Source organism: Flavobacterium haoranii, assembly GCF_009363055.1.
Taxonomy (GTDB): Bacteria; Bacteroidota; Bacteroidia; order Flavobacteriales; family Flavobacteriaceae; genus Flavobacterium; species Flavobacterium haoranii.
The window spans coordinates 2,287,456-2,300,520 of sequence record NZ_CP045292.1; the positions used below are offsets into that span (position 1 = coordinate 2,287,456).

The window sequence follows — 13,065 nt, forward strand, 5'->3', positions numbered from 1 at the left end:
GAAAAATTATTCTCGATATAAATTATTCTTCTAGAATTCACTCGAATTGACGTTTTTTGATAAAAGAAATTAATAGCTCATTTCTACAATTTCTTTTACTTTATCTAAAGTTACCAATTGCTTTTCGCCCAAACCTTTCCAACCTCTTTCTTCAAATCGATTAACAATAAAAGAAGCTGTTTCTTGATAGTTTTCTGTGTTTTCTGATAACTTGGTTTTCATACCAACGCTTTGAAAAAATTCAGTGGTTTTTTCAATTGCTTTTTGTGCAATTTTTTCATCAGTTCCAGTTAAATTCCAAACGCGTTTTCCGTATTGTACTAATTTTTCCTTTTTAGAATCAAACATTACTTTGTATAAATTCGGACCAATAATTGCCAATGTTCGCGCATGATCGATTTCATATAAAGCGGTTAGTTCGTGACCAATCATATGCGTTGCCCAATCGGTTGGAACACCTTTATTAAGTAAGCCATTTAACGCCATAGTTGCACACCAAACAAAGTTGGAGGCCAATCTATAATCGGTTGGATTTTCAATTACTTTCGGACCAATTTCTACCAAAGTTTGTAAAATGCCTTCTGCAATTCTGTCTTGAAGTAAAGCATCATGATTATAGGTTAAATATTGCTCCATTACATGTGTAAAAGCATCTACTACGCCATTTTGCAATTGTCTTTTCGGTAATGATTCAATTACTGTTGGATCTACAATAGAGAAAACAGGAAATAAAGCACTTCCGCCTAAAGTCAATTTTTCTTGTGTTGCTTCAATAGTCACAACAGCACCTGAATTCATTTCAGAACCTGTAGCGGGTAATGTTAAAACCGTTCCAAAAGGCACCACTTTTGAAGTGTCTTTAAATAAAATGCGTTTGTGTAAAATATCGGCTTCGTTGCCTTCAAAATGAACCGTTGCCGAAATAAATTTGGTTCCATCAATAACACTTCCACCGCCAACAGCTAAAATGAAATCAATTTTTTCTTTGCGAATGATTTCAATCGCTTTCATTAGCGTTTCAAAACGCGGATTCGGTTCAATTCCACCAAATTCAATAATTTCAACACCAGAAAGTGCAGCTTTAACTTGCTCGTAAACACCATTTTTAAAAATACTTCCACCACCATAGGTTAAAAGTATTTTTTTAGACGTTACTAAATCAGAAAGTTTTGCGATTTGTCCTTTTCCAAAGACATAGTTTACAGGATTGTATAATTCAAAATTGTTCATAACATTGTCATGCTGAATTTAGTTCAGCATCTTGTCAAAGTTACAAAAAGCGATTGGGAACAGATTGTAAAGGAATGTTAATAGATAAGATTTCTTTTAGTTAATTCTTCTTTCCAGAAAGAAACAATTTTGTCAGCCAAGTTTATTATTTCAATTGAATTTCCAAACTCAGATACAAACTCTTCTTCTAGATAAATAAGTATGTCATTTTCAAAATATTCTTCAGAACAATAATCGTTATCTGCATATCCGGTATCTTCAATTTCTTTTACAGAATTATTTTTATTATTCTTCTTTGGTTCGAAATGTTTTGCTCCATTGCAAATATGATAATTTATTCTAACCAAAGAACTTTCTTCAAATAATTTTCTTTCTGAACATCCTTTGGAAGTTTTACCTTCAAAAACCCAATCAACTAAATGGTATGATGTTACAAAAAAATTAAAAGCTAAGTATACATTTAGTGGGTTTTGTTTCAAAAGATTATAATCAAATAAAACTTTGTTCCAATAATCAGAAACTGTTTTTAATGATATAAAGCCTTTTCCGTTTTCCATTAATTACTTTTTATAAAACAAATTATGTTCTACATATTCCCAAACTTTTGAAGACAGCATAGGTGTAATATTTTTTCCTTCTTTAATACTGTTTCGAATAAAGGTTGATGATAATTCAACCACAGGTGCACCAATACGATGTATTTTAGGATGATTTACAAATTGTTCGTCCATTTCTCCAGAGTTTAATCTTGGATACACATAAATATGATGATTTTGAAGAATAACTTCATAGTTTTTCCATTTATGAAGCGAATTCAAATTGTCTTCACCCATAATTAATGAAAATTCATGAGTTGGAAATTTTTCTTGTAAATGCGCTAATGTATTTACCGTATAATTGGGTTGCGGTAACTTAAATTCAATATCGGAAGGTTGAATTTTAGGATAATCTTCCGTCGCCAAATGTACCATGTGTAAACGATGGTAATCATCAAGCAACGTATTTTTCTTTTTATGTGGATTATGCGGCGTAACGACCATCCAAATTTGGTCTAAATCAGAATGCTCTGCCATATGATTGGCAATAATTAAATGACCAATGTGAATAGGGTTAAATGTTCCGAAGTATAAACCAACCTTCATTTTATAAAACTATTTCGAAATAAAGTCTTTAACTAATTGATAAGCCTCTTCTTTAGCTGTATCTAAATCATAATTTTTTATGATAGTATCAAATTGCGGTGCAGTTGCTAATTCTACGTGAGCTTTTGCAATGCGCATATTAATTTTATCATCACTTTCTGTTGAACGTTCTTTTAAACGACGTTTTAACTCGTCTACACTAGGTGGTTTTACAAAAACAGCTAAAGTTTCTTCTGGAAATTTATGTTTGATTCGCAATCCTCCTGCTACATCAATATCAAAAATAACATGTTTTCCTAAAGCCCAAATTCTTTCCACTTCTACTTTTAACGTGCCGTAGAAATTATCAGTATACACTTCTTCCCATTCTACAAAATCTTCAGCTTTTATGTGATTTTTAAATTCTTGCCAAGAAATAAAATAATAATCTTTACCATTAATTTCTTCACCTCTTGGTTGGCGAGTAGTACAAGAAATTGAAAACTCTAAGTTTAAATCTTCTTTTCCTAATAAATGTCGAACTATAGTTGTTTTTCCTGAACCAGAAGGTGCTGAAAATACTATTAACTTTCCTTTAGTCATTTTTATAAGCTTTAAGCTTTAAGCAATTTGCTCTAAGCTTTTGTTTTTAGTTGTGTCTTTTGCCTAAAGCCTATTGCTTATGGCGTATTGCATTATAGAACATTCAAAACCTGTTCTTTAATTTTTTCTAATTCGTCTTTCATCATTACCACTAATTTTTGCATTTCGGCATGGTTCGATTTAGAACCCATAGTGTTAATTTCGCGACCAATTTCTTGCGTGATAAAACCTAATTTTCGACCATTTGCTTCTTTTCCATCCATAGTCTGCAAAAAGTAGTCCAAATGGTTTCCTAAACGAACTTTTTCTTCTGTAATATCTAATTTTTCAAGATAATAAATCAATTCTTGTTCAAAACGGTTTTCATCAACATTTACTTTTAGCTCGTCAATTGTATTCTGTAAGCGTTCTTTAATAGCGTTTATTCTTTCAGGAGCCAAAGCAACTGCTTCATTCATATACTTACGAATGATTTCAATGCGAAAACGGAATTCTTTATCTAAAGATAAACCTTCGTCTTTTCTAAAAGTTGAAATGTTAGTCAAAGCTTCTTGAACTAAACTTTTAATTTCTTTAAGTTCATCCTCATTAATTTCTTCACGTTCAGTTTTTAATGCATCGGGCATGCGAACCGCCATTTTCATTAATTCCGTTTCGTCTGCATTAGGAAGAATATCTCTCATTTGAGCTATATAACCTTTTACAATAGGAGCATTTACTTTTGCCGTAGTTTCTTCACCTGTAATTTCAACAAACAAAGAAAAATCAACTTTTCCACGCTCTAATTCTTGCGAAATAGTATTACGTAAACTCAACTCCATTTCTCTAAATGCAGAAGGCATTCTTACATTTAAATCGAGTCCTTTACTATTTAAAGATTTTATTTCAACGGTAATTTTTTTGTTGGCAATTGCTTAGAAGCTTTACCAAAACCTGTCATCGATATAATCATACAGTTGTATTAAAATAAGGTTTCAAAGATAGTTAAAAGTTATGAGTTTTAAGTTATGAGCAATAAGCGAATAGCAGTTTTGAAACTAATTGCTTTCTCCTAATTACGAATTACTTTCTTTTGGTAACCAAATAAACTCCAATGAAGATTAAAAATGCTGAAATTATTTTTATTCCATTTAAACTATCTTTTCCAAGACTTATAGCAATTATACTTGCAAAAAATGGTTGCAGATAAATAAACACAGAAAGTGTTGTAGGTTTTAAAATTCTTATTGCTGAAAGGTTAATCAAATATGCCAAAAATGTTGTAAAAACAACCAAATATCCCATTTCAAAATAAATTATTGATGGAATTTGATGCCAGTTAATTGCAGAAAATTCATTGAAACCAAAAGGCAAAACATAAAGTAATCCGAAAGTGTAAATCCATTTAATAAAAGTAAGCGGACTGTACTTGGCAGCAATTGGTTTTACCAATATTAGATAAACCGCATACGAAGAAGCGTTTATAAAAACGAGAAAATTTCCCCAATTTGCATTTGGTGCATTTTCTATAGATTTCCCATAAAGTATTAAAATGGATGTTCCAGTAAGACCGATTAGGATACCAAATATCTTTTTAATTTCTAATCTTTCTTTAAGTAGAATTGAAGATAAAATTAGAACTAATATGGGCGCAGTTACCATTAAAACAGCCCCACTAATTGGTGACGTATAACTTAACCCTTTAAAAAACGTCAACTGATTAAAAGCAACGCCAAAAAAAGCAGCTGCCATAATTCTTGGGAAGTCTTTTTTGTCAATTTTCTCTTTTGGTAAAAAAATGGAAACCAACCAGAATAATGTACAAGCCCCTAAAACACGAATTAAAATAAGTCCAAAAGGCTGAACATAAGTTGGCATTACATCTTTAGCTATGGTAAAAGTTGCACCATAAATTAAAGCAACAAAAGTTGCGCCAAGCAATGCCCAATTTCTACTATTCATTGTTTAACAAAGTAATTGCAGCTTCCACGTTTTTAGTACTATTACCAACAAATATTTTATCATTGATAATAATAACGGGACGATTTAAAAAGGTGTAATGTTCTAAAATATATCTTTTAAAATCTACTTCTTGTAAATTTTCATCTTTCAACCCCATTTCTTTATACAATTTTGCACGTTTACTAAATAAAACTTCGTAGCTATTTGTTAGTGCATACATTTCCTCTAATTGTTTAACTGTAATAGACTCTTCTTTTATATCTTGAAGAGTAAATGAATCCAGTTTTGGTAATGATTTTAAAATACGTTTACAAGTGTCACAAGTCTTTAAGTAGTAAATTTTTCTCATGGCTAATTTTTTACAAAATTATAAAATTTTAAAGCGAATCATCTGGCTTTTTTGCAAACCATTTTCCCGCTGTTTGTGCTACTCGGTAGCTTACTTCCATCGGGGCTAGAAAGTTAACTTTAGGAAAATCTTAATACTTCTTTTTGTACCTTCGTAAAAAACAATAACAAATGCACACAAGTTTACAAGTTACCATAGCAAGTAGAGAATTACTTCAAAAATTTATCGAAAACCATACTTTAGAACAACTAAACACAATACCTGATGGTTTCAAAAATAACATTATTTGGAATATTGGTCATGTTATAGTTACACAACAATTATTAGCTTATAAGTTGTCTGGTTTAGCTATGATGGTTACTGATGAAATGGTTGCAAAATACCAAAAAGGATCGGCGCCTCAAGGAAGCGTTTCTCAAGAAGAAGTTGAGGCTATCAAGAATTTATTATTTACTACAATTACAAAAGCGCAAGAAGATTTAGATAACGGATTATTTCAAAATTATATGGAATATACCGTTTCAACTGCCAATTTCACTTTAAAAAATATCGAAGATGCCATGCAGTTTAATAATTTCCACGAAGGCATTCATATTGGAATTATAATGCAGTTAAGAAAATTTGTTTAATTACTACCTTTGCAAAAAAAAATAAACACATGAAATTTAATACAAAAGTAATACATGGTGGTCAACATCATGAAAAAGTAACAGGTTCTGTTATGCCACCTGTTTTTCAAACGTCAACCTTTGCACAAGTTTCTCCCGGAAAACCAGTTGGTGAATATGAATATAGTAGAGCTGCAAACCCAACACGTACTGCATTAGAAGACGCTTTAGCAAGTATCGAAAATGGAACACGAGGATTAGCTTTTTCATCTGGTTTAGCAGCAACTGATTCGGTAATGAAGTTATTAAAGCCTGGCGATGAAGTTATTGCTATGGATGATTTATATGGTGGTACATATAGAATGTTTGCCCGTATTTATCAAGATTTCGGTATCAAATTCCATTTTGTAGATATGACCGATTTAGCAAAATTGGAATCTTTAATAAATGCAAATACAAAATTGGTTTGGGTAGAAACACCTACTAATCCATTAATGAAATTAGCCGATATTGCTGAAGTTGCAAAAATTACAAAGAAACACAATTTGTTATTTGCAGTTGACAATACATTTGCTACACCCTATTTACAAAAACCATTAGATTTAGGAGCCGATATTGTAATGCATTCGGCAACAAAATATTTAGGTGGACATTCCGATGTTATTGCTGGAGCTTTAATTGTTAAGGATAAGGAATTAGGTGAAAAATTACATTTTGCTCAATTTGCTACTGGTGGAACCTTAGGGCCAATGGATTCTTATTTAGTTTTACGTGGAATTAAAACATTACATTTAAGAGTACAACGTCATTGTGAAAACGGACAAAAAGTTGCAGAATATTTAGCAGCTCATCCTGCTGTTGAACGTGTGTATTATCCTGGACTAGAATCTCATCCTAATAATGATATTGCTAAAAAGCAAATGATTGGTGGTTTTGGAGGCATGGTGACTTTTACTTTCAAATCAGGAAAAATGGAAGATGCTGTTAAGTTTTTAGAAAAAGTAAAAGTTTTCACTCTAGCCGAATCTTTAGGAGGAGTTGAATCTCTAGCAAATCATCCAGCATTAATGACACATGCATCAGTTCCTGCTGAAAAAAGAGCTGAAATTGGCATTACAGACGATATGGTTCGATTAAGTGTTGGTGTTGAAGATATTCAAGATTTAATTCAAGATTTGGAACAAGCCTTATAAGTTATAAATAAAAAAGTCCCGATAATTATCGGGACTTTTTTATTTTAATATATTTTTTGAAAAATTAATCTAAGTAATAGATGTATCCAAAGTGAAACCAAAGGTTCCAATCATTAGCTTTGTTTTCAGGATGTAAATCTGGATTTTTTTTCAATCCATCAACCCAATCAGAAAAATAGTATTGCCATCTAAGTTCTACAAATAAATCCGAAAGTTCAGTTAATTTATAACGAGTACCTACAGATGAAACAATAGACCAAGTACTACCACCTTCTGTAGACCAACCATTATAACCACCATTGTTAACAGCTTGGTAGTCAGGATAAACGTTATCTGGATTGTTTAATCCCCCTACTCTAGTTGAATATGTATTATTACTAAAGAAACTATAGTGAGCACCTAAACCTATAAATGGAGCCCAAGCGCCTTCTCTTGCAGTGAACTCACGAATACTCCACGGGAAATATTCTAACTGCATACCAATATCTGTAACTTTAGCTTCACCTTTCATGGCTTTTAATTTATAAGCATGTTCAGAGTCTTTATCTACCCATTTTCCAAAATGTTCTAATTTTGTACTGTTGTATGATAATTCTGATCTAAGTTTAAAGTGGTCATTAAAATATGTTTCTGGAGTGTAACAGTTACATTCGGCACGATAAGAAAAGTTCATGTAGTGAACTAAACCAATTCCGAAACCTGTATTACCTGCGTTTGTTTCAAAATCGTGACGTACTCCAAAGTCAGATTGAAATGCCACACCTCCAATGAAAGCTCCAATTTCGTGTGAAAAACCGAACTGTGCATTAGCAAAAAATGGCGCTAAAACTAATAATAAAACGAGATGTTGGATCTTTTTAGTCATTACTAAAAATTTACCATTATCGGACAAATGTAAAAAAACAAAGTTCACTTCAAAAAAAAAAACTTAAAAAAGTGCTAAAAAAACCTAAAAATTAATATAAGGAAGCGGTCGTAAAATATGTTTTAAAAATTTGATAAAAAAAGAGTTATCTGTTTCAATAAAATGTATATTTGCTTCGATATTAAACTACAATTTTATCAAATTAGAAATTAAACCACAAAATAATGAAAGAGAATGTAAAATCTTTTATGGATTCAGTTGCAAAAAGAAATGCAAATGAGCCTGAGTTTTTGCAAGCTGTACAAGAAGTTGCAGAAACAGTAATACCTTTTATCGAGGAAAATCCTAAATATCAGGGTAAAATGTTATTAGAGCGTATGGTTGAGCCAGAGCGCGTAATAATGTTCAGAATTGCTTGGGTTGATGATGCTGGAAAAACACAAGTAAACAGAGGTTTTAGAATTCAAATGAATTCTGCTATTGGTCCTTACAAAGGAGGTATTCGTTTTCATCCTTCAGTTAATCTAAGTATTTTAAAATTCTTAGCTTTCGAGCAAGTTTTTAAAAACTCATTAACAACTCTTCCTATGGGTGGAGGTAAAGGAGGGTCTGATTTTGATCCAAAAGGAAAATCAGATAACGAGATTATGAAGTTTTGTCAAGCCTTCATGACTGAGTTACAGAGACATATTGGTGCTGAAACTGACGTTCCTGCAGGTGATATTGGAGTTGGTGGACGTGAAGTTGGTTACATGTTTGGTCAATACAAAAAATTAAGAAATGAATTTACAGGTGTGTTAACTGGTAAAGGAATTACTTTTGGAGGTTCATTAATTCGTCCTGAAGCTACAGGTTATGGAGATGTATATTTTGCACAAAATATGTTAGCAACTAAAGGACAAAGCTTTGATGGTAAAACGGTAGTCGTTTCTGGTTCAGGAAACGTAGCGCAATATGCTATTGAAAAAGCAACTCAATTAGGAGGAAAAGTTGTTACTGCTTCAGATTCTTCAGGTTATATTTATGATGCGGATGGTATTGATGCTGAGAAATTAGCGTATATCATGGAAATCAAAAATGTAAGATACGGAAGAATTAACGAGTATGTTGCTAAATATCCTAATGCTAAATTTGTTGAAGGAAAACGTCCGTGGGAAGTAAAATGTGATATTGCATTACCATGTGCTACTCAAAACGAATTAAATGGAGACGAAGCAAAAATGTTAATAGCTAACGGTTGTATTTGTGTGGCTGAAGGAGCTAATATGCCTTCTACACCAGAAGCGGTTGAAGCATTTATTGCTGCCAAAATTTTATTTGCTCCAGGAAAAGCATCTAACGCTGGTGGAGTTGCTACTTCAGGTTTAGAAATGTCTCAAAACTCTTTACGTTTAAGTTGGACAAGAGAAGAAGTGGATCAAAAATTACACAGAATTATGAGTGATATTCACGAATCATGTGTTAAATATGGTACACAAGCTGATGGTTTTGTTGACTATGTAAAAGGTGCAAATATTGCAGGTTTTGTTAAAGTCGCTGAAGCTATGTTAGCACAAGGTGTAGTGTAATTTATTACCTAATAATATTTGAAAGCCCATCAATTTTGATGGGCTTTTTGTTTTAAAATACTTAAAGCTGTTTTAATACGTTTATATTATATTTGTAAAAAAGAGTTTGATGAAATTTAAATACTTTGTTTTTCTATTATTTGTTACCCTAGGTTTCTCTCAAAACAATCAAGTTTGGAAAGATTATTTTTCTTATAACGAAATTGTTGATGTAGCTCATGGTGATAATACAATTTATGCAGCTACAGAAAACAGTGTTTTTAGTAAAAATTTATTAACTGGAAACATCGATAGATTTACTTCTGTAAATGGTTTTAAGCCTGAAGCAATTACTTGTATTTATTATTCTCAAAGTTCAAGAAAACTATTTGTTGGAAATTCAAATGGTTTGATAAACATTGTAGATGAAGAAGCTAATATGTTTCGTAAAGTTGACATAATTGAAGAAGTTCCAGTAGCTCCAAATAAAAAAAGAATTAATCATTTCTATGAATATGATGGGAGATTATACATTTCAACAGATTATGGAATTTCGGTTTTTGATACGAATACATTAGAATTTGTTGAAACTTATTTTATAGGAACATCAGGAGAAGAATTGAAAATCTTACAAACTACAGTTTTTAATAACGAAATTTATGCAGTAACTCAGTATAACGGAATTAGAAAGGCTGATATAACTAGTAATTTTTTATATGATTTTGCGCAATGGCAAACTTTTGACAATGGGAGTTGGACAGGAATTTTAACTTTTCAAAATCAATTATTAGCTCAAAACACAAATTCTAGAACTTATAGACATAATGGAACTGCGTTTCAGGAAATTTTGAATACACAACAAAATGCTAATTTCTTTAAGACAAACGACACTGAGATTATCATTTCAACTCCAAATCATATTTTTGTTTTAAATCAAGCTTTAAATACAATTGCTCATGTAACTGATATCCCCGATGTTGATAATGAGATTTTTTCTTCGGCAACAGTAGTAAATAGCAATTTATATATTGGAACTCAGAAAAATGGATTACATTCTGCTTCCTTAAGCAATATGTCTTCATTTGAGGATATGACACCAAATGGTCCATTAAGAAATTATATTTTTAGAGTCAAACAATCTCTCAATAAACTTTGGGCTGTTTATGGTAGTTACGCAGCAGATTATAATCCATACCCGCTCCAAGAATATGATTTAAGTTTTTATACTAAGGATTATGGTTGGGATTTTATTCCTTATGAAGAAATATTTGAAGCAAAAAATTTATGCGATATTGCAATAAATCCTAACAATTTTAATGATGTTTATATTAGTTCTTATGCTTCGGGATTGCTTAATATAAAAAACGATTCAAAGATTCTATATGATAATTCAAATACTGGTTCAAATGGATTAGAAATTTTTCCCAGTTTGAATGAAATATTTATTAACAGTCCTGCTTTTGATACACAAGGTAATTTATGGGTCACCAATAGAGGTGTTGATAGATCATTAAAAGTTTTAAGAAACAATAATCAGTGGCAGTCTTATAATTTAAGTAACTTAATTTCGGATAATAGATTTGCTCCAATGGCAATTGATAAAAACAATACTAAGTGGTTGCCTTCAAGAAGTCAAGGTTTATTAGCTTTCAACGATACAGAAAATAATAAATCAATTTTAATAAAAGTAGAGCAAGGACTTCCTGCTTTAACAATCCAATGTGTTGCGATTGATAATAACAACCAGTTGTGGATTGGGACATCAGGAGGATTGCGAATTTTAAGTAGTGTTGATAGATTTCTCTATGAAAATGAACTTGTTGTAAATAACATTGTGATTCAAGAAGGTGATTTAGCACAAGAATTATTTTATGAGCAATCTATTTTAGATATTGAAGTAGATGGTGCTAATAGAAAATGGGTTTCTATTTCTGGAGGCGGTGTCTTTTTGGTATCATCAAATGGGCAGGAAACTATATATAGATTCGACAAAGAGAATTCGCCTTTACCAAGTAACTTTATTAATGATATTGAAATAAATGACGAAACAGGGGAGGTGTTTTTTGCTACCGATAAAGGAATGGTTTCTTTTTTAGGTACTTCTACAGCGCCAAAAGACGATTTGTCAGAAGTTTATGTTTATCCAAATCCAGTTAGACCAAATTATTTAGGAACAATTAAAGTAGCAGGATTAACTAATAGATCTATCGTAAAAATTACGGATATTGAAGGAAATTTAGTTTATGAAGTTACTTCTGCTGGAGGTACTATTGAATGGGATGGGACAGCTTTTGGTAAATATCGAGTAGCTTCTGGAGTGTATATGGTTTTTGTTTCAACTGAAGGTGGTCTTGAAACAAAAGTTAAGAAGATAATGATTGTTAGGTAATGGAATTTAGCTTAAACAAAAATTGTTTTGATTTTTTAAGACTTTTTTTTGCATTTAATGTTCTCTTATCTCATATAGGAGAGCTATCGCAAGATAAAGAATTGTTTTTTTTACAAAAAATATCGAATCCTTATTTAGCAATTAATGGTTTTTTTGTGATAAGTGGTTTTTTAGTAGCAAAAAGTTACATAAGGACAAATAACTTAAAGACTTATTTAATTAAAAGAGTAAAAAGAATTATTCCTGCATATATCTTTGTTATTTTCTTTTTCGCAATTTTTTATCATTTTTTCAAAACTGTCATTATTAGAATATTTTTCTTCATTACAGTTGTATAGGTATATTGGTTGGAATTTGATTTTTTTAAATTTCATGGAGCCTTGTCTTCCTGGTTTATTTCAAGAAAATTTATTGTGTGCAGTAAATGGATCGCTTTGGACAATTAAAGTCGAAGAAAGTTTTTATTTAATTCTACCAATTATATTTTATTTTTTTAAAAAAATAAAATATAATTGGATTGGTTTTATCATTGTTTATGTTCTTTCTTTTAGTTTTTATGTGTATTTTAAATTTTATCTAGATAAACCAATAATAGCTAAGCAAATGCCTGGTATGTTAACATATTTTGGAACAGGAGTTTTTATTTTTTTATATTTTTCAAAAATCATGAAGCATAAAGTTAAATTATTGATTTTGTGCTCAGTTGTCTCATTAATTTCCTACATCAATTCATTTTATTTTCTATTTCCAATTTCTTTTGGGTTTGTCGTAATTTTATCTGCCTACACTTTTTCGAGTTTAAATTATTTTGGAAAATATGGAGATTTTACATACGGGTTGTATATCTTTCATTTTCCTTTAATTCAGTTATTTAAGAGTTTGAAATTGTTTGAAAAATACAACTCTTTTTTAATTGCATTTATTCTAGTTCTATTGTCAGTTTTATTTGCAATCTTATCTTGGTTTTTAATTGAGAAAAGATTTATAAGCAGGTATAACGATAAAGTTTTAGAAGATGCTAATTAAAACCAAAGCTGTTGTTATATCAGCAGTTAAATATCAAGAGAAAAGTTTAATTGTACGCTGTTTTACGTTAAGTGATGGCTTAAAATCTTATTTTGTAACCAATGCATTTACTGGAAAAAAGAATAATCAAAAAAATGCTTTTTTCAACCTTTAAATCAATTAGAAATTGAAGCTTATCACAAGAATAAAGGTG

At 30.9% G+C, this 13,065-nt stretch carries 14 protein-coding genes and 1 pseudogene; 7 read left to right on the plus strand and 8 right to left on the minus strand.

Annotated elements, in window-relative coordinates:
• Positions 1 to 69 precede the first annotated feature (69 nt).
• From GCU34_RS10925 to GCU34_RS10955, 7 genes and pseudogenes are all read right to left on the minus strand, one after another.
• Positions 70 to 1,230 (minus strand): iron-containing alcohol dehydrogenase, encoded by a 1,161-nt coding sequence (locus GCU34_RS10925; protein ID WP_072782121.1) that lies wholly within the window; start codon positions 1,228 to 1,230, stop codon positions 70 to 72.
• Positions 1,231 to 1,307: 77 nt separating this feature from the next.
• The gene (locus GCU34_RS10930; protein WP_072782119.1) at positions 1,308 to 1,787 is read right to left on the minus strand and encodes a hypothetical protein; all 480 of its coding nucleotides are present in this window, start codon (positions 1,785 to 1,787) and stop codon (positions 1,308 to 1,310) included.
• 3 nt (positions 1,788 to 1,790) lie between these two features.
• Complete coding sequence (nadD, locus tag GCU34_RS10935; protein WP_072782117.1) at positions 1,791 to 2,372, minus strand: nicotinate (nicotinamide) nucleotide adenylyltransferase; 582 nt, start codon at positions 2,370 to 2,372, stop codon at positions 1,791 to 1,793.
• A gap of 9 nt (positions 2,373 to 2,381) precedes the next feature.
• A complete protein-coding gene (gmk, locus tag GCU34_RS10940) occupies positions 2,382 to 2,954 on the minus strand; it encodes a guanylate kinase (protein ID WP_072782115.1) in 573 nt (190 codons plus the stop codon).
• 92 nt (positions 2,955 to 3,046) lie between these two features.
• Positions 3,047 to 3,906, minus strand: a pseudogene (locus tag GCU34_RS10945) (YicC/YloC family endoribonuclease).
• A gap of 110 nt (positions 3,907 to 4,016) precedes the next feature.
• A complete protein-coding gene (locus GCU34_RS10950) occupies positions 4,017 to 4,895 on the minus strand; it encodes a DMT family transporter (protein ID WP_152378460.1) in 879 nt (292 codons plus the stop codon).
• Positions 4,888 to 5,244 (minus strand): arsenate reductase family protein, encoded by a 357-nt coding sequence (locus GCU34_RS10955; protein WP_072782110.1) that lies wholly within the window; start codon positions 5,242 to 5,244, stop codon positions 4,888 to 4,890. The genes GCU34_RS10950 and GCU34_RS10955 overlap by 8 nt, the downstream gene beginning before the upstream one ends.
• A 170-nt stretch (positions 5,245 to 5,414) precedes the next feature.
• Here GCU34_RS10955 and GCU34_RS10960 point away from each other — a divergent pair, with 170 nt between their 5' ends.
• Both GCU34_RS10960 and GCU34_RS10965 read left to right on the plus strand, forming a co-directional pair.
• A complete protein-coding gene (locus tag GCU34_RS10960) occupies positions 5,415 to 5,873 on the plus strand; it encodes a DinB family protein (protein WP_072782108.1) in 459 nt (152 codons plus the stop codon).
• Positions 5,873 to 7,045, plus strand: a complete 1,173-nt coding sequence (locus GCU34_RS10965; RefSeq protein WP_227658791.1) for a cystathionine gamma-synthase — start codon at positions 5,873 to 5,875, stop codon at positions 7,043 to 7,045. The genes GCU34_RS10960 and GCU34_RS10965 overlap by 1 nt, the downstream gene beginning before the upstream one ends.
• 64 nt (positions 7,046 to 7,109) lie before the next feature.
• Here the strand turns inward: GCU34_RS10965 and GCU34_RS10970 are convergent, their stop codons facing one another.
• Positions 7,110 to 7,910, minus strand: a complete 801-nt coding sequence (locus GCU34_RS10970) for a THC0290_0291 family protein (protein ID WP_072782104.1) — start codon at positions 7,908 to 7,910, stop codon at positions 7,110 to 7,112.
• Positions 7,911 to 8,134: 224 nt separating this feature from the next.
• Here GCU34_RS10970 and gdhA point away from each other — a divergent pair, with 224 nt between their 5' ends.
• The 5 genes from gdhA to GCU34_RS14275 all read left to right on the plus strand — a co-directional run bounded on the left by gdhA (position 8,135) and on the right by GCU34_RS14275 (position 13,026).
• A complete protein-coding gene (gdhA, locus tag GCU34_RS10975; RefSeq protein WP_072782102.1) occupies positions 8,135 to 9,478 on the plus strand; it encodes an NADP-specific glutamate dehydrogenase in 1,344 nt (447 codons plus the stop codon).
• Positions 9,479 to 9,587: 109 nt separating this feature from the next.
• The gene (gene porZ / locus GCU34_RS10980; RefSeq protein ID WP_072782101.1) at positions 9,588 to 11,846 is read left to right on the plus strand and encodes a type IX secretion system anionic LPS delivery protein PorZ; all 2,259 of its coding nucleotides are present in this window, start codon (positions 9,588 to 9,590) and stop codon (positions 11,844 to 11,846) included.
• The gene (locus GCU34_RS14435; protein ID WP_394367528.1) at positions 11,846 to 12,184 is read left to right on the plus strand and encodes an acyltransferase family protein; all 339 of its coding nucleotides are present in this window, start codon (positions 11,846 to 11,848) and stop codon (positions 12,182 to 12,184) included. Before porZ ends, GCU34_RS14435 begins: the two co-directional genes overlap by 1 nt.
• Positions 12,185 to 12,200: 16 nt before the next feature.
• Positions 12,201 to 12,872 carry an acyltransferase family protein gene (locus tag GCU34_RS10985; protein ID WP_394367529.1) on the plus strand — a complete coding sequence of 224 codons (672 nt, stop codon included), beginning with the start codon at positions 12,201 to 12,203 and terminating at the stop codon, positions 12,870 to 12,872.
• Positions 12,862 to 13,026 (plus strand): recombination protein O N-terminal domain-containing protein, encoded by a 165-nt coding sequence (locus GCU34_RS14275; RefSeq protein ID WP_317162508.1) that lies wholly within the window; start codon positions 12,862 to 12,864, stop codon positions 13,024 to 13,026. Before GCU34_RS10985 ends, GCU34_RS14275 begins: the two co-directional genes overlap by 11 nt.
• Positions 13,027 to 13,065 lie beyond the last annotated feature (39 nt).